At 59.8% G+C, this 21,964-nt stretch carries 19 protein-coding genes; 7 read left to right on the top strand and 12 right to left on the bottom strand.

The window, feature by feature from the left end:
* Nucleotides 1–115: 115 nt before the first annotated feature.
* Nucleotides 116–577, top strand: a complete 462-nt coding sequence (locus tag HGP14_RS18480; protein WP_168831347.1) for a hypothetical protein — start codon at nucleotides 116–118, stop codon at nucleotides 575–577.
* A 38-nt stretch (nucleotides 578–615) separates the two neighbouring features.
* Here HGP14_RS18480 and HGP14_RS18475 read toward each other — a convergent pair whose 3' ends face one another.
* The 4 genes from HGP14_RS18475 to HGP14_RS18460 all read right to left on the bottom strand — a co-directional run bounded on the left by HGP14_RS18475 (nucleotide 616) and on the right by HGP14_RS18460 (nucleotide 6,163).
* Nucleotides 616–3,762: an efflux RND transporter permease subunit gene (locus HGP14_RS18475; RefSeq protein ID WP_168831346.1), complete on the bottom strand. Its 3,147-nt coding sequence runs from the start codon at nucleotides 3,760–3,762 to the stop codon at nucleotides 616–618.
* A 27-nt stretch (nucleotides 3,763–3,789) separates the two neighbouring features.
* On the bottom strand, nucleotides 3,790–4,929 hold the full coding sequence (locus HGP14_RS18470) for an efflux RND transporter periplasmic adaptor subunit (RefSeq protein WP_168831345.1): 1,140 nt from the start codon (nucleotides 4,927–4,929) through the stop codon (nucleotides 3,790–3,792).
* Between the two features lie 38 nt (nucleotides 4,930–4,967).
* Nucleotides 4,968–5,585: a TetR family transcriptional regulator gene (locus HGP14_RS18465; protein WP_168831344.1), complete on the bottom strand. Its 618-nt coding sequence runs from the start codon at nucleotides 5,583–5,585 to the stop codon at nucleotides 4,968–4,970.
* A 146-nt stretch (nucleotides 5,586–5,731) separates the two neighbouring features.
* Complete coding sequence (locus HGP14_RS18460; RefSeq protein ID WP_168831343.1) at nucleotides 5,732–6,163, bottom strand: OsmC family protein; 432 nt, start codon at nucleotides 6,161–6,163, stop codon at nucleotides 5,732–5,734.
* 234 nt (nucleotides 6,164–6,397) lie between these two features.
* On the opposite strand from HGP14_RS18460, the gene HGP14_RS18455 reads away from it, so the two are divergent.
* Nucleotides 6,398–6,796 (top strand): DoxX family protein, encoded by a 399-nt coding sequence (locus HGP14_RS18455; protein WP_168831342.1) that lies wholly within the window; start codon nucleotides 6,398–6,400, stop codon nucleotides 6,794–6,796.
* 73 nt (nucleotides 6,797–6,869) lie between these two features.
* Here the strand turns inward: HGP14_RS18455 and HGP14_RS18450 are convergent, their stop codons facing one another.
* Nucleotides 6,870–7,529, bottom strand: a complete 660-nt coding sequence (locus HGP14_RS18450; protein ID WP_168831341.1) for an isoprenylcysteine carboxylmethyltransferase family protein — start codon at nucleotides 7,527–7,529, stop codon at nucleotides 6,870–6,872.
* 171 nt (nucleotides 7,530–7,700) lie between these two features.
* Here HGP14_RS18450 and HGP14_RS18445 point away from each other — a divergent pair, with 171 nt between their 5' ends.
* Nucleotides 7,701–8,483, top strand: a complete 783-nt coding sequence (locus HGP14_RS18445) for an SDR family oxidoreductase (RefSeq protein ID WP_168831340.1) — start codon at nucleotides 7,701–7,703, stop codon at nucleotides 8,481–8,483.
* Here the strand turns inward: HGP14_RS18445 and HGP14_RS18440 are convergent.
* On the bottom strand, nucleotides 8,480–9,703 hold the full coding sequence (locus HGP14_RS18440; RefSeq protein WP_168831339.1) for an adenylate/guanylate cyclase domain-containing protein: 1,224 nt from the start codon (nucleotides 9,701–9,703) through the stop codon (nucleotides 8,480–8,482). The genes HGP14_RS18445 and HGP14_RS18440 overlap by 4 nt on opposite strands.
* A gap of 141 nt (nucleotides 9,704–9,844) precedes the next feature.
* Between HGP14_RS18440 and HGP14_RS18435 the strand changes: the two genes are divergently transcribed.
* From HGP14_RS18435 to HGP14_RS18425, 3 genes are all read left to right on the top strand, one after another.
* Complete coding sequence (locus tag HGP14_RS18435) at nucleotides 9,845–10,666, top strand: SDR family oxidoreductase (protein WP_168831338.1); 822 nt, start codon at nucleotides 9,845–9,847, stop codon at nucleotides 10,664–10,666.
* Nucleotides 10,667–10,763: 97 nt separating this feature from the next.
* A complete protein-coding gene (locus tag HGP14_RS18430; RefSeq protein ID WP_168831337.1) occupies nucleotides 10,764–11,675 on the top strand; it encodes an SMP-30/gluconolactonase/LRE family protein in 912 nt (303 codons plus the stop codon).
* A 47-nt stretch (nucleotides 11,676–11,722) separates the two neighbouring features.
* The gene (locus tag HGP14_RS18425; protein WP_168831336.1) at nucleotides 11,723–13,966 is read left to right on the top strand and encodes a glycoside hydrolase family 2 protein; all 2,244 of its coding nucleotides are present in this window, start codon (nucleotides 11,723–11,725) and stop codon (nucleotides 13,964–13,966) included.
* A gap of 24 nt (nucleotides 13,967–13,990) precedes the next feature.
* On the opposite strand, the gene HGP14_RS18420 is transcribed toward HGP14_RS18425, so the two are convergent.
* The 5 genes from HGP14_RS18420 to HGP14_RS18400 all read right to left on the bottom strand — a co-directional run bounded on the left by HGP14_RS18420 (nucleotide 13,991) and on the right by HGP14_RS18400 (nucleotide 19,338).
* Nucleotides 13,991–15,109, bottom strand: coding sequence for an ABC transporter ATP-binding protein (locus HGP14_RS18420; protein WP_168831335.1), 1,119 nt, complete (start codon nucleotides 15,107–15,109; stop codon nucleotides 13,991–13,993).
* A 4-nt stretch (nucleotides 15,110–15,113) separates the two neighbouring features.
* Nucleotides 15,114–15,995 carry a carbohydrate ABC transporter permease gene (locus HGP14_RS18415; RefSeq protein WP_168831334.1) on the bottom strand — a complete coding sequence of 294 codons (882 nt, stop codon included), beginning with the start codon at nucleotides 15,993–15,995 and terminating at the stop codon, nucleotides 15,114–15,116.
* Entirely contained in the window at nucleotides 15,992–16,873 is an 882-nt protein-coding gene (locus HGP14_RS18410) for a carbohydrate ABC transporter permease (protein WP_168831333.1), read from the bottom strand. The genes HGP14_RS18415 and HGP14_RS18410 overlap by 4 nt, the downstream gene beginning before the upstream one ends.
* 84 nt (nucleotides 16,874–16,957) lie before the next feature.
* A complete protein-coding gene (locus tag HGP14_RS18405) occupies nucleotides 16,958–18,202 on the bottom strand; it encodes an ABC transporter substrate-binding protein (RefSeq protein WP_168831332.1) in 1,245 nt (414 codons plus the stop codon).
* A gap of 365 nt (nucleotides 18,203–18,567) precedes the next feature.
* Entirely contained in the window at nucleotides 18,568–19,338 is a 771-nt protein-coding gene (locus HGP14_RS18400) for an endonuclease/exonuclease/phosphatase family protein (RefSeq protein ID WP_168831331.1), read from the bottom strand.
* 66 nt (nucleotides 19,339–19,404) lie between these two features.
* Between HGP14_RS18400 and HGP14_RS18395 the strand changes: the two genes are divergently transcribed.
* Complete coding sequence (locus HGP14_RS18395) at nucleotides 19,405–20,373, top strand: lysylphosphatidylglycerol synthase domain-containing protein (protein ID WP_168831330.1); 969 nt, start codon at nucleotides 19,405–19,407, stop codon at nucleotides 20,371–20,373.
* Here HGP14_RS18395 and HGP14_RS18390 read toward each other — a convergent pair.
* Nucleotides 20,323–21,855, bottom strand: a complete 1,533-nt coding sequence (locus tag HGP14_RS18390) for a phospholipase D-like domain-containing protein (RefSeq protein WP_168831329.1) — start codon at nucleotides 21,853–21,855, stop codon at nucleotides 20,323–20,325. The two genes, HGP14_RS18395 and HGP14_RS18390, sit on opposite strands and share 51 nt — an antisense overlap.
* Between the last annotated feature and the right edge of the window lie 109 nt (nucleotides 21,856–21,964).

The following is a 21,964-nucleotide window of genomic DNA, read 5'->3' as shown; positions in this document are numbered from 1 at the left end:
CCTAAATCACCTGCTGAAATACATAGCCCGGATTGCCGCCGGAAGTCTTCCCGCCGATTGACTTTTCGGCCTCGACGGGGCCACATCCCGCGGTTTCAACGAGATCCGATCTGCCATGAGAGACCCATTCAAGAACCCCTTCCCCGCCTCGGACGAGGCTCGGCACTCGATCTGGGAAATGCTCGTGCACCGCGATATCGATGCTTTCCTCGCCGCCGATTGGAGCAAGGTGGATGACGATTTCATCGAGGAAGGCTTCATCGGCATCGATGGCCGCAGGGAGGCCAATCCGGATCATTGGCGCCTCAATTTTCCGACGCTTGCAGCCTACCGGGACGAGTGGCTGCGTCAGGCGCAGGATTTCCAGAGGCAGACGTTTGCCGAAGATCCGCGAACCGCAATCTTCACCGCAACGACCCTGGAAGACATCGAGATCAATGGCGATGTGGCGCTGGTGCGCAAGAAATTCGACGGCAGCATCCTGCGCGCCGACGGCGAACGCGATCGCTGCCGCAAGCATGACGGCCGATGGAGGATCGCCGGCTTCACTGGTTACCTTCCGAACCCGATGGGCTGACTGGAAATGAAAATGGCGCGGTTTGCACCGCGCCACTTTCACTCGGCTGCCAACGCCGGCGGATGATGGACATCCGCCTCTTCCTGGTTGGCATTGGCATATTCGCCCTTTGCATGTTTCGCCTTCGGCTCACGCCCGAAGAACAACGCGTAGCCTGCGGGCAGCACGAGAATGGTCAGCACTGTTGCGACGAGAATGCCGCCCATCATCGCGTAGGCGAGCGGCCCCCAGAAAACGCCGCGCGAGATCGGGATAAGGGCGAGAACCGCCGTCAGTGCCGTCAGCATGATCGGCCGGAAACGGCGCACCGCCGCGCCCACGATCGCCTCCTGCCGGTGCATGCCCGCCTTGATGTCCTGGTCGATCTGGTCGACGAGGATGATCGAGTTGCGGATGATGATACCGAGCAGCGCAATGACGCCGAGGATCGCCACGAAGCCGAAGGGTGCGCCGCTGATCAGCAGCGCCGAGGCCGCGCCGATGATACCGAGCGGACCGGTGGCAAAGACCAGCATCGCCTTGCCGAAATGCTGGAGCTGGGCCATCAGCAGCACCATGATGACGACGAGCATGATCGGCGCCTTGGCGGCGATCGAAGCCTGGCTTTCGGCCGAATCCTCGGCCCCGCCCTGGATTTCGATCTTGTAGCCGGCCGGCAGGCTGTTCCGCAGATCCTGCATATCGGCATACATCTTCGTCACGACGTCGTTCGACTGCACGCCGTCCGGCAGCGTCGCACGCACGGAGATGGTGGGGAGGCGGTCGCGCCGCCATTCAATGCCCTGCTCCATGACCGGCACGACCTTGGCGATCTGCGAGACCGGCACGAAGCCGCCGAAATCCGTCGGCACATAGACCGAGTTGACGGCCGACAGCAGTGCACGGTTCGCCTCCGGCTCGCGGGCGACGATCGAGACCGTCTCCTCGCCGTCGCGGAAATCGTCGAGCGGCGCGCCGGACATGGCGGTCTGCAGCATCTGGCGGACGCGCTGCGAGGTGACGCCGAGTGCGCGGGCACGATCCTGGTCGATCACCAGCTTCATCGCCGGCACCTGCTCCAGCCAGTCGTCATGGACAGCGCCGAGCAACGGGTTCTGCGTGAAGCGCTCCTTCACCTGATCGGCGATCTTGCGCACTTCCGCTCGGTCCGGACCCATGACGCGCATCTGCACCGGCCAGCCCGTCGGCGGGCCGAGGAACAGGCGGTCAACCTTGCCGCGGATCGACGGGAAATCTTCCGTAAGGATCGTACGCAGCTTGATGATCAGCCGCTCGCGCGCCGGCTCGTCATTGGCCATGATGAGAAGCTGGGCGTAGTTCGGATTGCGGAGTTGCTGGTCGAGCGGCAGGAAGAAGCGCGGCGCGCCCTCGCCGATATAGGTGGCGATGAACTTCTTGTCCTTGTCGTCCATCATCTTGGCTTCGAGCGCCTTGGCCTGCGTCTCGACGTCCTTGATGCTCGCACCTTCCGGCAGCCAGAGATCGACAAGGATTTCTGGCCGCGAGGACTGCGGGAAGAAGTTCTGCGGAATGAACTGGAAGCTCCAGAGGCTTGCAACGAAGGTGCCGAGCGTCAGCGCAATCACGATGATGCGGTGGCGCACCGCCCAGCCGACCGTGCTGCGCAGGCCGCGATAGAAGCGCGTGTCGAATACGTCGTGATGCTCGCCGGCATGATGGCGCTGCTTCAGGATCATGTAGCCGAGCCACGGCGTGAAATAGACGGCGACGAACCAGGAGACGACGAGCGCGATACCGACGACGTAGAACAGCGTGCGCACATATTCGCCGGCCGTCGATTCCGCAAAACCGACCGGGATGAAGCCTGCGGTGGTGATCAGCGTACCCGTCAGCATCGGGAAGGCCGTCGAGGAATAAGCGAAGCTCGCCGCCTCGATCTTGACGAGCCCCTCTTCGAGTTTTCGTTCCATCAGCTCGACGACGATCATCGCGTCGTCGACGAGCAGGCCAAGCGCGATGATGAGCGCCCCGAGCGAGATGCGCTGCAGATCGATGCCGAGCTCGTACATGATGGCGAAGGTTGCAGCCAGCACCAGCGGAATGGCAATGGCGATGACGAGGCCCGAGCGCCAGCCGATCGACAGGAACGACACGATGAGCACGATCACCAAAGCTTCGCCGAGCGCATGCATGAACTCGCTGATGGCATCGGTCACGACGTCGGGCTGGTTGGAGATCTGGTCGACGGAAACGCCGTAGGGCAGCGATCCCTCGAAGCGCTGGTAGGTCGCCTCGACATCCTTGCCGACATCGGTGACCTTGAAGCCCTTGGCCATGACGACGCCGACCTGCACGCTTTCATGTCCGTTGAAGCGGTATTTGCGCTGGTAGGGGTCTTCGAGACCGGAATAGACGGTGGCGATATCGCCGAGGCGCGTCACCTGGTTGCCTGAGCGCAGGCGCAGTTCGCGGATGTCTTCGACCTTGTGCAGGTTGCCTTCGACGGAAATGCGCACGGAGCGCACGCCGGTATCGACGGAGCCCGCAGGATCGACGGCATTCTGCCCCTTGATGGCATTCTGCAGATCGACGATCGTCAGGCCGCGCTCGGCGAGCGCCTTGGATGAGACGTCGATATAGATCTTCTCAGGCTGGTCGCCGATGATCACGGCCTTTTCGACGCCCGGCGTCGTCAGCAGCATATCACGCGCCTGAATCGCGAACTTCTTCAGCTCCGGATAGGTGTAGCCGTCGCCGCTGATCGAGTGCAGCGTGATGAAGGTATCGCCGAATTCGTCGTTGAAATAGGGACCGCGCAGCCCCTGCGGCAGGTCTCCGGAAATATCGTCGACCTTCTTGCGCACCTGATAGAAGGCGTCGGCCACTTCAGCCGCATCCGTGTCGCCCTTTACCTGCACGGTGATGATCGTGCTGCCGGCGCGCGTATAGGACTTGACCCAGTCGAGATGCGGCGTTTCCTGCAGCTTGCGCTCGATCTTGTTGGTGACCTGGTCCTCCATGTCCTGGATGGAAGCGCCCGGCCACAAGGCCTGCACGACCATGACGCGGAATGTGAAGTCCGGGTCTTCCTTCTGGCCCATGCGCATCAGCCCGAGCACGCCGGTGATGATGATCAACCCGAAGAGGAAGCGCGCAATGCTCGGATGGCCGATCGCCCAGCGCGACAGGTTGAAGGGGCGCTTTTCAGTGGTGTTGGCGTCCATGGCGGTGGTCCCTCTCCGAGACAGCATCTACTGAATTGCGGCGGCGGGCTCGGCGGAAGCCGACTGCTGACCCGGCACCATGACCTTCAGGTTCTCGGTCATGAACTGCGTGCCCGCGGCAACGACGAGATCACCGGCCTCCAGGCCGCTCGTGATGTTGACGCCGTCGCCGGTGAAATCGGCAACATCGATTTCGCGGGCGTGGACGGTCGACGCGCCGCGGTCGACGACCCAGACGAACTTCTTCCCGTCCTTGTCCGCAAGGGCACCCAAAGGAACCGCTACATAAGGATTGGAATTCGTGACGTTCGCCTCGATCGTCGCCGTCATACCCAGCAGGACACGCGGATCGCTGGGGAGGCTGACACGGACGGAAAAGGTCCGGGACTGCTGATCCGCGCTGCCTGAAACTTCGCGCACCTTCCCGTCCAGTACGAGCTTACTATCTGACCAAAAGGTTGCCTTCACGATCTTGCCGGGCTTGAATTCGGCGATATCGTTTTCCGGCACCGCGATCTGGACCTCCTTCTCGCCATCGATGGCAACGGTTACGACCGGGGTACCGGAAGCCACGACCTGACCCGAGTCCGCATTGATTGCGGTCACAATGCCGTTCTGGTCGGCCTTCAGTTCGGTGTAACTCACCTGGTTCTTCGCCTGATCGAGCGAGGAGACCGCGGCATCGCGCGTCGAGACAGCCTGGTCGTAGGAAAGCGCCGCCTGTTCGAGCTGCGATTTGGAGGCAACGCTCTTATCGAAGAGCTGCGCGGCACGTTTGTTGGCAAGGTCTGCCGTCTGCACACCTTTTTCGGCCGCCGCCAGATTCGCTTCCGCTGTCTTTGCCGCGAGCTGATAGTCCGTGGCATCGATGCGCGCCAGCATATCGCCCGGCTTCACATGCTCACCGATATCGACGAGGCGCTCGGTGATCTTACCGCCGACGCGGAAGCCGAGGTTCATTTCAACGCGCGCCTTTACGGCACCGGAATAGTAAAGCGCACGTGTTTCGCCAGCCTTGGCAATCTCCACGACCTTGACGGGGCGGATGATTTCCTTCGTTTCGGCCTTCTTCTCTTCGCCACTGCACCCGGCAAGGCCGAAAGTGATCGCGCCGACAAGCGCTATGCTGAAAACAGACGGCAGCCTGCGTGTCTTAAGCGAAACCATCTTCCCACTCCTGATCGTTTCGTGTGATTCCTGACTGTCTAACGGTCAGACTGTTTCAAAGCCCTGATCGAAAATTCGATCAGTTCGTCCACCGTTGCCCGGTTGGTTTTGGCGAGACATTGCGCCACCATCTGCGGATGGCAGAGATTGACCGTCGCAGCCCCGAAGCAGCGGGATGCGACGACTGGGTCCTGCTCGGCGAATTCGCCGGCCTCGATGCCCTCGCGGATGATCTCCGCAATAAGGTCGTGAATGCTGTCGATGTGCGTTTCGATAACGTGCCAGTCGCGCTCGATGGCGACGATGACCATCTCGTGCACCTTCTCTTGGTCGAGCATGGTATCGAGCGTCATCTGATACTGGCCACGCACGTAGCGGCGCAGCCGTTCAGAAGCGCTTTCGGGCAGATGGCGGATGTCGAAGGCCATCTTGTAACTCGTCTCGAGCATGCGGCCGCAGATTGCCTGATGGATCTCAACCTTCGAAGCAAAAAAGCGATAGATATTGGCCGGCGACATGCCGAGGTCGCGCGCCACATCGGCAACCGTCGTCTTGCTGTAGCCATAGTGACGGAAAAGCCGATCAGCCGCATCGAGAATGCGGGTCACATTCTCCTGGCGGCTTTTCTCCAGAGTGCTGTCTGCCAACTCATCCATGCGTTTCAAAGGCCTTACTTACGACTGACGATTTTTGAATTTCGTCAGTCGTAAAACATCATATGTCAGCTGTCAATATTATTCGGGCACATAAAAAATGCCGCGGCCCGAGGCACGCGGCATTGAAAGCCAGAAAATAAGGGAAATCAGCCCAGTTTGACCTCAAGCGTGATCGGCACGGCGGAAAGCGCCTTGGAGACAGGGCATCCGGCCTTGGCCTTATTGGCGAGTTCCGTGAATTTCTCTTGATCGGCGCCGGGAACATTGCCTGTCAGCGAAAGATGGATCGCCGTGATCGCAAAGCCATTTTCGACGCTTTCAAGCGTCACCCTCGCTGTTGTCTCCATTCTCTCGGCCGTAAGCCCCGCCTCGCTGAGGATCAACGACAGCGCCATGGTGAAGCAGCCGGCGTGGGCCGCGCCGATCAGTTCTTCCGGGTTGGTGCCCTGAACGCCTTCGAAGCGGCTCGCAAAGCCATAGGGATATTCCTTTAGTGCGCCGCTCTGTGTCGATATCCGTCCCTTGCCATCCTTGAGACCACCGGACCACTGGGCCGAACCTGTACGATTGATCTGCATGCCGTCCTCCTGTTTGATCGACTGTCCTCGAAAACGGCCCTGGCCGCTTCCTGCCGCAAGAAGGCTGAAGCCTCCCCGAGCGGCAATATAAGGCTCTATCCTCGGAAGGCGACGGTCGCATAAAAATCTGAGCTTCGTTCAAGGGGGGCGCATCGAGCCGCCCTTTTTTCTTGCAGGTGTAGGAAGCAGCGCGCGGTATCCGTCATAGTGAAAGCTCACAAGGGGAGATTTCAAATGACCAGAGCACTTGCAGTGATCGTCGCGCGCATCATCTTCAGCTTCGTCTTCTTCATGGCGGCAGGCTTCAAGTTTGCCGACATGGGCGCAACCGCAACCTACATTGCCTCCGCTGGCTTTCCGATGGCGGGTTTTCTCGCCTGGGTCGCAGCCTTCTTCGAACTGGCCCTGGCGCTCGCCTTGATAACCGGCGCCTTTTTTACGGAAGCAAGCCTGCTTGCCGGCATCTACGTGATCTTCCTGGCCTTCGCCTTTCATGGCCCCTCGCGCTGGGCGAACAATCAGGCAGAATTCGGCTTCTTCATCGACCACTTTACCTTCTTCGCCGGGCTCCTGCTTGCCGCCGTGCATGGACCGGAAAAATGGGCGATCTATCGCAATCTGGTGAGGCTTTAGGCGCGCCGCTCAGGCTCATTGGCACCGCATCGCACCGAGCGCCGGCTCGATGCGGCCCGAATGCTCTCTGCGGTCAGTAGAGACCCGGTATCAACCGCCAGGTTCGCTGGCGGTAGGCAGCATATTCTTCACCGAATTGCGATTCGAGAAGCGCTTCCTCTGCTCGAATGCGTGCAATCAGCGGCACGAGCATCAATGCTGTAAGGCCAATTCCGATAACCGAGCGAAACGCCAGAGCCCAACCGAGGGTGCTGACCAGCAGGCCGAGATAGCTGGGGTTGCGGATGATGCGGAATACCCCGTCCGTCACGAGCTTGTGGTCGGGCTGAATGGCAACGAGACCGCTGAACCGGCGCCCGAGCGTGAATACCGGCCAAAGCCGCAACGCCCCACCCACTGCAAAGAGGATAACGCCGATCCAGCGGATGACAGCGCCGTCGATCGTCCAGACATCGATCCGGTCCATATAAGCCGGCAGATAAGCGATCAAGACGCCAATTACCGCGAAGGCCGTCAGCACCCAGCGGTTGGAGCGGTCTTCCCTTACGCCGGCACTCAGGTTTCCGCTGCTGAAAAGTGCGGCGATGGTGAGCGCGAAGAGGACAACGGTCAGCGCGACCAACGGCGGATGGGAAAAAAATGCTGCAAAACCACCCCAGCCCAGAATGGCGAGCGCCAAGTAGGCGCCACTGCCGATGATTGCCAGCAGCATCAATGTGAACGTCGGTCTCATGATTGCGATCTCATCATCCCCGAGAGCGAAAGTCCGTATAGCACAAGAGCTCGTGGCTGAAATCTGCTCCTTCGCAATCGCAAAATCAACAAGCCGCACCGCCGGTTGCTCCACTGGAACCAAGCACCGCGTTCGAACATTACCTAGCGCGAAAGCAACGAGGATTGGCATATGGAACTTCAGGGAAAGATTGCATTGGTCACCGGCGCCGGTTCCGGCATCGGAAAGGCGACGGCCCTCAGGCTGGCCGCGGAAGGCGCCAAGGTGGGCGTTTTGAGCCGCACCGGCAGCGAAGTCGAGGAAACCTGCGCCGAAATCCATTCCGCAGGCGGCGAGTCGATTCCGCTGACTGCCGACACCAGCGATGAAGCCCAGATGCGTCACGCAATCGAAAAGCTCGTCACCAAATTCAGCCGCATCGACATCGTCGTAGCCAATGCCGGCATCAACGGTGTTTGGGCGCCGATCGACGACCTGAAGCCGGAGGAGTGGGACAAGACGATCAACGTCAACCTGCGGGGAACCTACCTGACGCTCCATCTCACCGTCCCGCACATGAAGTCGAATGGCGGCGGCTCGATCATCGTCGTCTCCTCGATCAATGGTACGCGTACCTTCACGACTCCGGGAGCAACCGCCTATACGGTCACGAAGGCCGGTCAGGTCGCTATGGTGCAGCAGCTTGCGCTGGAACTCGGCAAGCACGGGATCCGCGTCAATGCGGTCTGCCCGGGCGCCATCGACACGAATATCGATGAGAACACCAGGAGCCGCCGCCGAGGGGAAACGGAAATCCCGGTCGTCTGGCCGGAAGGCGAGATTCCGATTACGGGGGGAGAAGCGGGGCAAAGCGAGGACGTCGCCGAAGCCATCCTGTTTTTTGCCACCGACCGCTCGCGCCACATCACCGGTACACCGATCTGGATAGATGGCGGCCAGGGGCTGCTTCGTTAGCCTGAACCACCCAGTTGCGCAGTCTCGAGCGTATAGAGCTGCTGCGCCCGCTTGACGCCGCGAAGCGCGTAGCGGCCAATGCAGGCAATGCCGGCGCGCTCGGCATCCGGAATAGCCGCGGCAAAATCCGATGACATCAGCACGTTGAGATCGACCGACCGGCAGACTGAAGCAATCCGGCTGACCTCGTTGACCGCTGGACCAATAACCGTGAAATCAAGCCGCTCCTGGCTACCGATATTGCCGTAGAACACATCGCCGATATGGAGGCCGAGATAGACGTCTGTTGTCGGGCGGCCGTCCACAATGCGTGCAGCATTGAGCGTCGCGAGCTTTTCCCGCAACGATCTTTCTGCGCGCAGCGCCGCGTTGCAGGCGTCGGATGGCTCCTCCGCCTTGAAGATCGCAAGCACGCCATCGCCGATAAGTTTCAGTACATCGCCACCTGCCTCATGGATCGCTGAAATCACTGCTTCGCCATATTCGTTAAGGAATGGCAGGATTTCTTCGGGTGGCGCGTTGTCCGATATCTTGGTGTAATTCAGAAGATCGGAGAACCAGAGTGCCGCCGAAATCCGCTCGGACTTGCCCCGGCTGATCTTGCCTTCCATCACCTGCCGCGCAGCATCCTTGCCGAGGTAAACCTCCGCAATCGTCCGCGCGATCCTGCCGAGGGCTATGCATTTGATTGCGAGCCCCAGAATGGGCACGAGCTTTCGGAGAATGCTCAGATCCCGGTCGGAAAAGCCTTCCGGATGCTTGGTAGCGAAATGCGAGAAGAAGCAGTCCATCTCGCCGATCGTGCCTTCCTTGGCGAAACGATGGACGAGCGCCACGTAATCCGTGTGGCCTGCTTCGAGCAGCTTGTCGAGCATATTGAAATCGATGGGATCGCCGAAGCCGATGCGGCGGCGGACTTCGTTTTCATTCCCCGACCATAGATAATAGAAAGCCGAGCGCTGCCAAGTAGAGAGCGCCTCGCCTTCGCCGCTCGGACCATATTCGAATTCGCTCTCGATTTCCGACTCGCTATCCCAGCGAAAGGCGCGTCCCTCGTGCACCGGATGCAGCGTGTCCATAAGCGCCATCCCGCGGTCCAGCGGCAAGCCCGCTGCCCGGCACGCAACACAGAATCCGGACAGCAGCTCGGATTCCGAGGTTCCTTTCAGGCCCTGTTCCGTGAGCCAGGCTGCAATCGTGCCGATATCGCTCTTATCCATGGCCTTCACTTTCGCTTCAATCGAAGCTGTAGCTCCATTTCGCGGCTCAAGGAAGACTTTGGTGGTCGGCAACATTAAGGGCCTCGCCCCCAGAGGGGCAATTCGCATATCATCACCATGCATCAATGAGGGAGGAATCTGATGACCACGGACCACAGCCGCCTCGACGGCAAGATCGCAATCATCACCGGCGGCACGCAGGGGCTTGGCGCCACCATCGCCCGCCTTTTTGCCGAGCGCGGCGCGAAAGGCATCGTCATCTGCGGCCGCAACGAACAGAAGGGCAAGGCGAAGGCCGAGGAGATCTCCTCAAAGACCGGAACCAAGGTCGTCTACGTCAAGGCGGATCTTGAGAAGGTCGAAGACGCGCAGAATGTGGTGCGCGCCTGTGACGATACCTTCGGCCGGGTCGATGCCCTGGTCAACGCCGCAGCCATCACCGATCGCGGCACAATCCTCGACACCAGCCCGGAGCTTTTCGACCGGATGTTCGCGATCAATGTCCGCGCGCCGTTCTTTCTGATGCAGGAAGCCGTCAAGATCATGCGCCGCGAGAAGATCGAAGGCACCATCGTCAACATAGGGTCGATGTCCGCCAAGGCCGGCCAGCCCTTCATCGCCGCTTATTGCGCATCGAAGGGTGCGCTGGAAACACTGACGAAAAACACGGCTTACGCGCTGCTGCGCAACCGAATCCGCGTCAATGGCCTCAACATCGGCTGGATGGCGTCGGAAGGCGAGGACCGCATCCAGAGGGAATACCACAACGCGCCCGACGACTGGTTGGCCAAGGCGGCAGAAACTCAGCCATTCGGCCGCCTCGTCGACCCCGAAGAGGTCGCCCGCGCCTGCGCCTACCTCTCCTCGGCAGAATCCGGCCTGATGACCGGTTCTGTCATCTGTTTCGACCAGTCGATCTGGGGCGCATATGACGGCTCGCCCCATCCTGCAACACCTCTCTGAAAAATCACAGGCGCCCGGCGGATTTGACACGCCGGGCTCTGGAACCCGTTGCCGTTTCTGTTTACGAAATACTCAATGGTTAGGGAGGAGCCAAGCAGTGTCGGAAGATACGCTCTATGACATCCGTGATGACCGTTTCAGAAACCTGATTGCAGGCAGCGCGAGGCTGGAGGAGCTTTATACGGGCTGCCGCTGGGCGGAAGGCCCTGTCTGGTTCTCCGATCTCAATTGCCTGATCTGGAGCGATATCCCCAACGAGCGGATGCTGCGCTGGATGCCAGATGGCGGCGTTTCGGTTTTTCGCTCGCCATCGAACTACGCCAACGGCAACACCCGCGATCGCCAGGGCCGTCTCATCTCTTGTGAACACGGCGGCCGCCGCGTCACGCGTACGGAGCCCGACGGCAAGATCACCGTGCTCGCCGACAGCTACCAGGGCAAGCGCCTCAACTCGCCGAACGACGTCGTCGTGAAGTCCGACGGCTCGATCTGGTTCACGGACCCGAGCTACGGAATAAAGTCGGACTATGAGGGGCACAAGGCAGAGCAGGAACAGGATACACGCAATGTCTACCGCATCGATCCGCACAGCGGAAAAGTCGAAGCGGTGGTTACCGATTTCATCCAGCCGAACGGCCTTGCTTTCTCGCCTGACGAAAAACAGCTTTACATCGCCGACTCCGGCTCTGCCGCGCATGACGTGCCGCGTCATATCCGTGTCTTCGACGTTGTCGACGGCAGGAGACTGACCAACAGCCGCTATTTCTGCTCGATCGACAACGGCATACCGGACGGCTTTCGCTTCGACACCGACGGCAATCTCTGGAGCAGTGCCGCCGACGGCGTCCATTGCTTTGCGCCGGATGGCACGTTGCTCGGCAAAATCAAAGTGCCGCAGACCGTCTCCAACGTCGTCTTCGGCGGCCAGAAGAAGAACCGCCTCTTCATCACGGCGACGCAGTCGCTCTACTCGATCTATACCACGACGAATGGCGCGCAATATCCGTAAGCGGCTTTGCCGGCCGAACCAATAGACATGCTTGAGAGGAGTCCGGGATGCGGTCCGTCGTCTCGTTCAATGAATCATGGAGTTTCCACGAGGGTTTCGGCCAGCGGCTGCTCGATGCCTTCGACGGCACGAGGAGCGTTAGCCTGCCGCACACTGCCGTCGAGCTGCCCTTCAACTATTTTGACGAGACGCTTTATCAGCGCGCTTTTACCTATCAGAAGATCTTGCGCTGGCTTCCAGAATTCGAAGGACGCGAGGTATCGATCGTCTTCGACGGCGCGATGGCCGACAGCGTGGTCTATCTGAACGGCGAACAGATCGTTGCTCACAAGGACGGTTACACGCCATTCGAGGCCCGCCTCACCGGCAAGCTCCTCCCAGGCGACAATCTGATCACTGTGAAGATCGACGGCAGCGAGAATCCGGCTATCCCGCCCTTTGGCGGCCGCATCGATTACCTCACCTATGCCGGCATCTATCGCGACGCCTGGCTCAAAGTCACCGGCGCGGTTTCGATCAGCAACATCAAGATCGAAACCGCAAACGTACTTTCCGACGCCAAATCAGTCAGCGTCCGCTGCCATCTCGCCAATCCGCAGAGTTCCGGCTTTATCGGCACCGTCACCGGTTCGTTGAAGGATAGCTCCGGCACCGTGATTGCGACCGCAACCGCCGATACGACGGGCGAAGATGTGACGCTTTCCTTCGAAGACCTGACGGACATTCTGCTCTGGGATATCTCCAGCCCCACTCTTTACGAAATCGTCGTTGACCTGAAAACCAGCCATGGCTCGGACAGGCTGTCTTCGCATTTCGGATTCCGCACCGCCGAGTTCACGCCGGAGGGCTTTCTGCTCAACGGTGCACCGCTGAAGCTGCGTGGCCTGAACCGCCATCAGTCATTTCCCTATGTCGGCTATGCCGCCGGACGCTCGGCGCAGGAGCGCGACGCCGACATCATGAAGTCGGTGCTGAAGTGCAATATCGTCCGCACCTCGCACTACCCGCAGTCGAAATGGTTCCTGGATCAGTGCGATCGCATCGGTTTGCTGGTCTTCGAAGAAATCCACGGCTGGCAGCACATCGGCGATCTCGAATGGCAAAAGGAATCGATTGAGAACGTTCGCCGCATGATCGAACGCGACTGGAACCATCCTTCGATCGTCATCTGGGGCGTGCGCATCAACGAGTCGCTGGACAGTCACGACTTCTATACCGAAACCAACCGTCTTGCCCGCGAACTTGACCCGACACGCCAGACCGGCGGCGTCCGCTACCTCACGGACAGCGAGCTGCTCGAAGACGTTTACACGATGAACGACTTCATCCTCGGCAACGAGGAATTACCCGGCGCCAATCGACCGCGCACTGCGCTTCGCAGGCAGCAGGAAAATACCGGTCTCGATCGCAAAGTGCCGTACCTCATCACCGAGTTCAACGGCCACATGCACCCGACCAAGATCTACGATCAGGAGGCGCGTCAGGTCGAGCACGTCCGGCGGCACCTCGAAGTGCTGAACGCCGCCTATGGCGACCCGGACATTTCAGGCGCAATCGGCTGGTGTATGTTCGACTACAATACCCACAAGGACTTCGGCTCCGGCGACCGCATTTGCTATCACGGCGTGCTCGACATGTTCCGCGAGCCGAAATTCGCAGCCTACGTCTATTCCAGCCAGTGCGATCCGTCCGACGAGATCATCATGAAACCCGTAACCTTCTGGGCGCGCGGGGAACGCAATATCGGTGGAGTTCTGCCACTGATCATCCTTACCAACTGCGATGAAGTCGAATTGAAATACGGCTCGCTTATAAAGCGCATTGGCCCGGATCGCGAAAACTATCCGCACCTGCCGCATCCGCCCGTGGTGCTGGACCATCGCCATTTTACCGCGGATGAACTTGGCACATGGGGCCTTGAGTGGCTCGACGGTGAATTCACGGGGTATATCGATGGCCAGCCAGTCGCCAGGCTGCGGCTTGCCGCCGATCCGCTGCCGATGACGCTCGAAGTGGTGGCCGATAGCACCTCGTTGAAAGCGCGCGAACGCGACACGACGCGGGTGGTCATCCGAGCCTTGGATCAGTACGGCCAGCGGCTGCCCTTCCTGCACGACAACGTCGCGCTGCACGTCGACGGTCCTGCCAGGATCGTCGGTCGTTCCATCGTTCCGTTGCAGGGCGGTACGGCCGGCTTCTGGCTGGAGGCGACCGGGCTTACGGGCAGCATCACGGTCGAGGCAATCACCTCCCGTTTCTCACCAGTCACCTTGCATGTAACGGCCGTCTGATAGAGCCTTTCTAGGCCCTCGACGTCACGCGATCCGGAGCTGGCTTTCCGGATCGAAGAAAACCGCCTTGTCGAGATTGAAGGCAAGGCGCGTGCTCTGCCCCGGCTGAATGCCGGCATCGGCACGCAGCCGCGCTACGACCGACTTGCCGCCGAGCTTCGTCACCGCAAAAGTGTCCGAGCCCGCCGGTTCGACGACCTCGATCGGGCAATCGCCCTCCGCCAGCGACTTCGCCTTGCGGTCTGCGCCATCGGGATCGGTCAGGGCTTCCGGGCGAATGCCGAAGATGACCTTCTTGCCGGCATAGGAGGTCAGGCTGTTGTTGCCGGCAGGGACCGGCAGCTTCAGCGCCGCGGCGTTCGGCCGGTCGAGCGAGACCTGCAGCCCCCCGGTGTCGGAACTTTCCAGTGTCGCGTTCAGGAGATTCATGGCTGGCGATCCCATGAAGTCAGCCACGAAAATATTGGCCGGCCTGTTGTAGATCTCGGCTGGCGTGCCGAATTGCTGCAGCACGCCATCCTTCAGCACGGCGATCTTCGTCGCGAGCGTCATCGCCTCGATCTGATCGTGCGTGACATAGACGATTGTCGTCTTCATGCGCTGGTGCAGCCGCTTGATCTCGGTGCGCATGTCGACGCGCAGCTTCGCGTCGAGGTTGGACAGCGGCTCGTCAAAGAGGAAGACCTGCGGGTGGCGCACCAGCGCGCGCCCCATTGCAACGCGCTGTCGCTGGCCGCCGGAAAGCTGGCTTGGCTTGCGGTCGAGCAGATGACCGATCTGCAGCATGTCGGCCACTTCCTTGATGGCCCTTTCGCGCTCTTCCTTCGGCACTTTGCGGATTTCCATGCCGAAGGCGATATTCCCGGCAACCGTCATGTTCGGGTAGAGCGCGTAGGACTGGAACACCATCGCGATGTCGCGCTGCGATGGTGCGAGCCCCTCAACCGAGCGGCCGTTGATCGCAATGTCGCCGGACGTGATCGGTTCTAGGCCAGCGATTGCGTTCAGCAGCGTGGACTTGCCGCAACCGGACGGGCCGACCAGCACCAGGAAGCCGCCCTTTTCGATTTCGATATTGATGTCCTTCAGGATCTCGATAGAGCCGTAGGATTTGCGCAGGTTGGAGATCTTGAGAAACGACATGAGGCTATCCCTTGACTGCGCCCGACATCAGGCCGCGCACGAAATAGCGGCCGGAGACGATGTAGACGACGAGTGTCGGCAGGGCGGCGAGGATCGCGCCCGCGAAGTGAACATTGTATTCCTTGACGCCGGTGGATGACGACACGAGATTGTTGAGAGCCACCGTCATCGGCGTCGAATAGGGCCCGGAAAACGACGCGCCGAACAGGAAGTCGTTCCAGATATTGGTGAACTGCCAGATGACGGACACCACAATGATAGGCGCCGACGACGGCAGCAGGATGCGCCGGAAAATCTGGAAGAAGGTGGCGCCGTCGATCTGCGCCGCGCGCACGAGTTCGGTCGGGAACGCTTCATAGTAGTTGCGGAAATAAAGCGTTGTGAAGCCAAGGCCGTATATCACGTGCACCATGATCAGACCCCAGATCGACCCGGCCAAACCAAGTATGCCAAGGATGCGGGCCATCGGGATGAGCACGATCTGGAACGGAATGAAGCAGGAGAGCAGCAGCATCCCGAAGAAGATGTTCGAACCCGGGAAGCGCCATTTCGTCAGCACATAGCCGTTCAGTGCGCCCATGATCGTCGAGATCGCCACCGCTGGGATGACCATGAGGATCGAGTTGATGAAGAAGGGCCTGAGCCCCGTCGGCTGCACGCCGACCTGCGCCGTCGACCAGGCAGATATCCACGGCTCGATGGTCCAGACCTGCGGCAGGTTCAGCATGCCGCCCTGCCGGATTTCATCCAGCGGCTTGAAGGAATTGACCACCATCACATAAAGCGGCAGCAGGAAATAGACGACGAAGAAGATCAGCGCCGCATAGATTAAAGCCCGGGTCAGCCGGTTATGCGACATCACGTTCTGCGGGTTTGGCGTGCTCATCGGCTGCTGCCTCCGCGGATTTCCGAATAGAGATAGGGAATGATGATCGAGAAGATCATGGCCAGCATGATAATCGCCGACGATGCGCCGATGCCCATCGAATTGCGAGTGAAAGTATAGGAATACATGAAGGTCGCGGGAAGCTCCGTCGCCTGCCCCGGCCCCCCGCCGGTCAGCGCGATGATCAAGTCATAGGCCTTGATCGCCAGATGCGCGAGCACGACGAAGGCCGAAAGAAACACGGGCCGCATCAGCGGAATGATGATCCTCCGGTAGATCGTCACGGTCGAGGCGCCGTCAACCTGGGCTGCCTTGATCATCTCGTTGTCGACACCGCGAAGGCCGGCGAGAAACATCGCCATGACGAAGCCGGACGACTGCCACACCGCCGCGATCACCACGCAGTAGATGGCGTAATTGCGATCCTTGATCCAGTTGAAGGAGAAGCTTTCCCAGCCCCAGAGATGCATCGTGTTCTCAAGGCCGATACCGGGATCCAGGAACCATTTCCATGCCGTCCCGGTGACGATGAAAGAGATCGCCATCGGATAGAGATAGATCGGCCGGATCAATCCTTCCCCGCGGATCTTCTGATCAAGCAGGATCGCAAGGAACAACCCAAGCACCGAGCAGATGATGATGTAGAGCGAAGCGAAGATCGCGAGATTGCTGATCGCGAGCCACCAGTGCGGCAACGCCCAGAGCCTCTGGTAGTTGATGAGGCCCACGAGATTGTAGGACGGCAGCATCTTGCTGTCGGTCAGCGACAGAAAGCCGGTATAGGCGATGAAGCCATAGACGAAGATCAGGACGATGAGGAAACTTGGCGCGAGCACCAGTTTCGGCAATATCTCCTGCAATCGGTTGCGACTGTACATGGTCTGGCGTTACCGTCGAGGTGGTCTGTCCGGAAGAGGCCCGGAGCAGTACCGCTCCGGGCCATGAGGGCCTATTTTGGCCTGTTACTTCGCAGCAGCGACGGCGGCGGGCAGTTCCTTGATCGCTTCATCCGGCGTCAGTTCGCCGTTGTACACGCGGTTGACGACGTCATAGACCGCGTTCTTCACTGCCGCCGGTGCACCGTAACCGTTCGACATGGAGCCCATCAACGTGCCCTTGTCGCTGGCTTCCTTGAGGTCTGCGATTGCCTTTTTGCCACAAGCGTCGAAGTCCGTATTCGGGACGTCGGTGCGTGCAGGAGCCGACCCCTTGACAACATTGAAGGCGGACTGGAAGGACGGGCTTTCGATGGCGGATGCCATCTGCAGCTGTGCGGGCACCTTGTCCTGTGCAATTTTGAACATCGCAAACATGTCGGAGTTAAACGTTACGCTCCCTTGGGTGCCGGGGAAGCGCATGCAAACGAAATCGGTGCCGGGGACCTTCTTGGCCTTTATGAATTCGCCCTTTGCCCAGTCGCCCATCATCTGCATACCGGCCTTGCCCTCGATAACCATGGCAGAATCGAGGTTCCACTCGCGGCCGGAGAAGTTGTCGTCGACATAGGACCGCAGCTTGGTCAGGCGGGTAAAGGCTTCCTTCATCTTGTCGCTGCCCAACGCGGCAGGATCGAGATCGTTAAAGGCTTGTTTGTAGAAATCGTTGCCCAGCGAAAGAACGACGGAGTCGAACATCGTTGTCGCGTTCCAAGCGTTGCCGCCGCCAACTATCGGGACAATCCCCTGAGCCTTGAATTTGTCGAGCAGTGCAATCAGCTCATCCCAATTCGCCGGCTCCTTGCCGCCGGCCTTGTCGAGCGCGGCCTTGTTAATCCAGATCCAGTTGGTCGAGTGAACGTTGACCGGCGCGGCGATCCAGTGGCCGTCATATTTGGAGAAATTCTGCAGCGCCGCCGGAATGACCTTGTCCCAGCCTTCCTTGGCGGCAGTATCGTCGAGATTGCCCAGTGCGCCTTCCTTGGCCCAGTCGACGATGTCAAAACCGAGCATCTGCACCGCCGTCGGGGCATTGCCCGATGTAACGCGGGCGCGCAGGACGGTCATCGCTTCGGAGCCGCCGCCGCCAGCGACCGGCATGTCGGTCCAGCCGATGCCTTTCGTTTCCAAATCCTTTTTCAGCACGTTAAGAGCCGCGGCTTCCCCGCCGGATGTCCACCAGTGCAGAACTTCGACGTTTTCGGCTGCGTAAGCTGCCGTACCCGCCATCATAACGGCAGCAACGGCTGCCGAGCCCAAAAACTTGCGCATGATATCCTCCCGTTCGCAAGTCAGCGGCGAGACCCTCCTCGTCCGCCGTGATGTCTCCCGCAGTTGAAGCGGCAAACATGCCCCGCAACTCCCATCGCGGTTGATAATTTAAAACGATATAAAAGCAGCGGCGTCAAGTCTTTCTCGCGATGCAAGAAAAATCAAATGCCATGCTAAGTCATTGAAAAACTTTTACTCACTCAAAACTTCAGGATAAAATCCGTTTCCCTGCGAGAGGACGGAAGAAGGGAGCGTTTCACGGGTGTGATTTTTGGCTGGCGAGGCGCTCGGATGCATACTCGCATGCATCAACCATCCGCATGCCGGAACCCAGTTTCCGCAGAGACCTCGCATCGACTTTCCGATCACCTGAGCGCTGTAGCCGGCGAGACGCTGACCAATAAAGGGAGATGGTCGGAGGCACGGCGCGCGAGCGGTGTCGTCGGCACGATCGCGGATGTCACATCAAGTCCATCGGATACAAAAATATGATCGATGCGCAGAACCGGCAGCCGCGAAGGGTAGGTCGCGCGCGGACGCCGGGCGGCGAGCAGATGTGCATCGCGGAAATGGCGTGCCAGCATTTTGTAGGCCGGCGATAACGGAATGGCATTGAGGTCGCCACAGATGATCGCTGGCGCAGCTTGGAAGTTGGCACTTCCGATCCATTCCTCGCCGAGCAGCGCCGTCGCCTGCCGCGCCCGATCAATGCGGCGCAGACCAAGATGCGTGTTCAATAGGTTCAAATGGGCTCCGGCCAAGTCGACTTGAACCCATATCGCTCCGCGCATCTCGCCAACGGAAGGCAACCGCCCAGCTTTGATCAACCGGGTGGGCAGGGCTGTCAAAATGGCATCGCCGTATTTCTCCTCCTCGACATGCAGCGCCGGATGAAAATGGGCTTCCATCTTCAAGAGTGAGGCGATCATATGGGCCTGGTCGACGCCGCCCGTGCGTTTGCGGCCGACATCCAGCTCCTGCAGGGCAATGATATCGGCGCCTGTTTCCGCGATCACATCGGCGATCCGCGTCGGCTCTATTCGCCTGTCCGTGCCGATGCAGCTATGCACATTGTAGGTCAGGATTTTCAGTTCGCCGCCAGCTTGCTCCGGCAAGACAGAAGAGAATGTGCTCATGTCCGGGGGAACTTGCTTTCGGCCTGTTTCGTTCCATCCGCGGAACTCCAACGAAACGGGACATGCATGTCTGCAAAGCGAGCGCTCATCAATGCAACCCTCGTTCTCGGCCTCCTGCTGGCCGCTTACCTGCTCTACAGGGTCTTCAGCCGCTACACACTGAGCGAAGTCGTGGAGTCGATCCGCGCGATACCCGGCCTCCGCCTTATCGCGGGCCTTGGCTTTGCAGCCGGTTCCTATGTCTGTCTTACCGGCTTCGACTGGCTGGCACTCCGCTACGCTGGAAAACCGCTGCCCTATCCGAAAGCCGCCCTTGCCTCCTTCACCAGTCTCTCGATCGGGCATAACCTTGGTTTCGCCGCGCTGAGCAGCGGCGCTGTCCGTTACCGTTTCTATTCACGGGCCGGCTTGAATGCCGAAGAGATTGCCAAGGTCATCCTGTTTTGCGGCCTGACCGTGGGTATCGGCCTATCGGCGCTCGCCGGCCTCGCCTTGCTCTTCAACCCGCAGGACGCTGCAAACCTCCTCAAGCTCAACCGGGCCGGACTGTTCAGCCTCGGCCTCGCCTGTCTCGGCTTTCCCGCTCTCTACCTCGTGCTTTCCGCGACCCTGCGCGCCCCTTTGCATCTGAGGAAATGGAGGTTTGAAATGCCAAGCCTGAAGATCGCGTTTGGCCAGGTCTTCATCGGCACGCTGAACTTCATCTTCGTCGCAGCCTGCCTGCGTCAGATGCTGGTGGCCCAGGGAAACGTAAGCTTTGTCCAAACGGCGACGGCCTATGTGCTTGCCAACCTCGCGGTCCTCACCACGCACGTACCAGGAGGTCTGGGTGTCCTGGAAGCAACAATCAGCCACGTCCTGCCCGGGGCCGCTTCCATAGGCGCTCTGGTCGCCTTCAGGATGATCTATTTCCTGCTTCCATTGCTGATCGGCCTCCCAGTTTTCGCGATCAGCGAGGTCGTGTTCCACAGGCGCAAGAAGGTGTCAGAAGATAACGCTGATCAGCCGGCCGATGCGCAGACGCAGCTTCTGTAGCAGCCAATAGGGCCGGCGGGGGTCAACGAGGGCGGTCCCGATCATCGGCGATGTCTGGCCTCGGAAGACATCGACCGCAAAATGGCGAAGACCTCTTTTGCGGAAATTCAGTGCCTCTAGGGTAGCGAGCAGCGATCGCCTCTCTCTTTCCATGTCGCGCACCGCCTCCGGCGTGGCATCGAGATGCTCGGCAATCAGCCGGTACCGGAGCGACGCTATTGCCCGCCGGTGAACGTCGCTTTCGGCCTCGATTGCCAGGTCACATTCCGTATCGAGCCCCTCCGAACGGTTGTTGAGATTGGACGAGCCGATTCGAATGAAATGATCATCGACGATGACCACCTTGGAATGAATGATGACCTCCTGCTCGCCATCTTGCCCGTCCGGCACTACCGGGTACATCACGCGCAAGCGGTCATGCCGGTCGATGCGTTTGAGCCTGCGGATCAACCGGTCGCGGTTGTTGCCCATTGTCAGCTTTTCGATAAGGCCGTGCGAGCTCTTTGTGACCAGAACGGCAATCTCCGGGCCATCAGCCTCTCTGAGGCGTTTCGCAATCGCCCGCGCTACGCCGAAAGAGGCGAGATATTGCGTCTCGATATAGATGTATTTCTTCGCTGCATTTATGGCATCGCGCGTCAGGCGGAAGGCTTCGAAGCGCCCGCGTTTGCCAATCAGTCCCGGCTCTGTGAGTGCAATGGCTGCCTTCACATGCTCCATCTCCGGGGGGATCGCAGGCGGCCATGGCACGGCTCCCTCGGGAGAGGCTACGATCGCCTCACCAGTTGCCTGTTTCCATCGCCGCCGGCACACCTCGCCGATCAGTCGCCCAGCTTCGCCGGAAATCATCGCCTGCATGTCGTGCACTGGACCGTAAGGCACCCCATCGGGCGTCTTACGATGCGGGTTGTCGACGCGATGGTCCGGCTCGTCCCAGCGCCGGGCCGTCAGATCTATACCGCCGAGGAAGCCGACGCTGTCATCGACGGAAACCAGCTTTTGATGGTGGCAGCCACGCAACGGGTGCCGCAAGTCGAAACGCAGGTTGATCTGAGGGTGTGCAGAAAAGTCGCTTTCCTTGAAGAGCTTCAGTGTCTTGCCGGAATAGATCGGCCCCATGCCCCAGACCAAAATCCGGATCTGTAGCGAGGGGTTATCGTCCGCAAGTTCCAGCAGGAGCTCACGAAGTGTCTGTGAGCTTGCATTTGGTCTCAACCGGATATCGGGATCAAAATCCCAGCCGATGATCCAGATCGAATGTCTTGCCTGTCGCACAGCCTGATCAAGCGCGGCGAAATAGGTTGCGCCGTCAACCAGAAAGGCCGCCTTGTCCGCCCTGCCCACACGCCAGGCGTTTCGGCCCTGGCTGACGATACCGTCCGGTACGGCGGGGGGGACTGCGCGGCGGCGAGCGACCGTGGTAATGTAATCAATTGCTTTGGCTGACCTGCGGTTATCGGAAATGGCTCGAAAATCCGTCATTTTCTATCCAGCACAATCGAATTGGATGCGCTGAATAACTCCACAGTCGCTGGACTTGTTCCCTTGCGGTACAAAGCTTGTGACGCGGGCCGGAAGCCTCGTTCCCCCG

Origin of the sequence: Rhizobium sp. P32RR-XVIII (assembly GCF_012641395.1) — a bacterium.
Classification (GTDB): Bacteria; Pseudomonadota; Alphaproteobacteria; order Rhizobiales; family Rhizobiaceae; genus Rhizobium.
The sequence above is the reverse complement of the archived record's forward strand: the minus strand, read 5'-3'. Positions and strand labels throughout refer to the sequence as shown.

What these genes read in the sequence shown, in the direction of transcription:
- HGP14_RS18455 (WP_168831342.1), top strand. Translation starts at nt 6,398, where the DNA reads ATGACCAGAGCACTTGCAGTGATCGTCGCGCGCATCATCTTCAGCTTC.
- HGP14_RS18475 (WP_168831346.1), bottom strand. Translation starts at nt 3,762, where the DNA reads ATGGACGCCAACACCACTGAAAAGCGCCCCTTCAACCTGTCGCGCTGG.
- HGP14_RS18395 (WP_168831330.1), top strand. Translation starts at nt 19,405, where the DNA reads ATGTCTGCAAAGCGAGCGCTCATCAATGCAACCCTCGTTCTCGGCCTC.
- HGP14_RS18415 (WP_168831334.1), bottom strand. Translation starts at nt 15,995, where the DNA reads ATGAGCACGCCAAACCCGCAGAACGTGATGTCGCATAACCGGCTGACC.
- HGP14_RS18460 (WP_168831343.1), bottom strand. Translation starts at nt 6,163, where the DNA reads ATGCAGATCAATCGTACAGGTTCGGCCCAGTGGTCCGGTGGTCTCAAG.
- HGP14_RS18400 (WP_168831331.1), bottom strand. Translation starts at nt 19,338, where the DNA reads ATGAGCACATTCTCTTCTGTCTTGCCGGAGCAAGCTGGCGGCGAACTG.
- HGP14_RS18465 (WP_168831344.1), bottom strand. Translation starts at nt 5,585, where the DNA reads ATGGATGAGTTGGCAGACAGCACTCTGGAGAAAAGCCGCCAGGAGAAT.
- HGP14_RS18435 (WP_168831338.1), top strand. Translation starts at nt 9,845, where the DNA reads ATGACCACGGACCACAGCCGCCTCGACGGCAAGATCGCAATCATCACC.
- HGP14_RS18405 (WP_168831332.1), bottom strand. Translation starts at nt 18,202, where the DNA reads ATGCGCAAGTTTTTGGGCTCGGCAGCCGTTGCTGCCGTTATGATGGCG.
- HGP14_RS18410 (WP_168831333.1), bottom strand. Translation starts at nt 16,873, where the DNA reads ATGTACAGTCGCAACCGATTGCAGGAGATATTGCCGAAACTGGTGCTC.
- HGP14_RS18390 (WP_168831329.1), bottom strand. Translation starts at nt 21,855, where the DNA reads ATGACGGATTTTCGAGCCATTTCCGATAACCGCAGGTCAGCCAAAGCA.
- HGP14_RS18470 (WP_168831345.1), bottom strand. Translation starts at nt 4,929, where the DNA reads ATGGTTTCGCTTAAGACACGCAGGCTGCCGTCTGTTTTCAGCATAGCG.
- HGP14_RS18480 (WP_168831347.1), top strand. Translation starts at nt 116, where the DNA reads ATGAGAGACCCATTCAAGAACCCCTTCCCCGCCTCGGACGAGGCTCGG.
- HGP14_RS18440 (WP_168831339.1), bottom strand. Translation starts at nt 9,703, where the DNA reads ATGGATAAGAGCGATATCGGCACGATTGCAGCCTGGCTCACGGAACAG.
- HGP14_RS18420 (WP_168831335.1), bottom strand. Translation starts at nt 15,109, where the DNA reads ATGTCGTTTCTCAAGATCTCCAACCTGCGCAAATCCTACGGCTCTATC.
- HGP14_RS18445 (WP_168831340.1), top strand. Translation starts at nt 7,701, where the DNA reads ATGGAACTTCAGGGAAAGATTGCATTGGTCACCGGCGCCGGTTCCGGC.
- HGP14_RS18450 (WP_168831341.1), bottom strand. Translation starts at nt 7,529, where the DNA reads ATGAGACCGACGTTCACATTGATGCTGCTGGCAATCATCGGCAGTGGC.
- HGP14_RS18425 (WP_168831336.1), top strand. Translation starts at nt 11,723, where the DNA reads ATGCGGTCCGTCGTCTCGTTCAATGAATCATGGAGTTTCCACGAGGGT.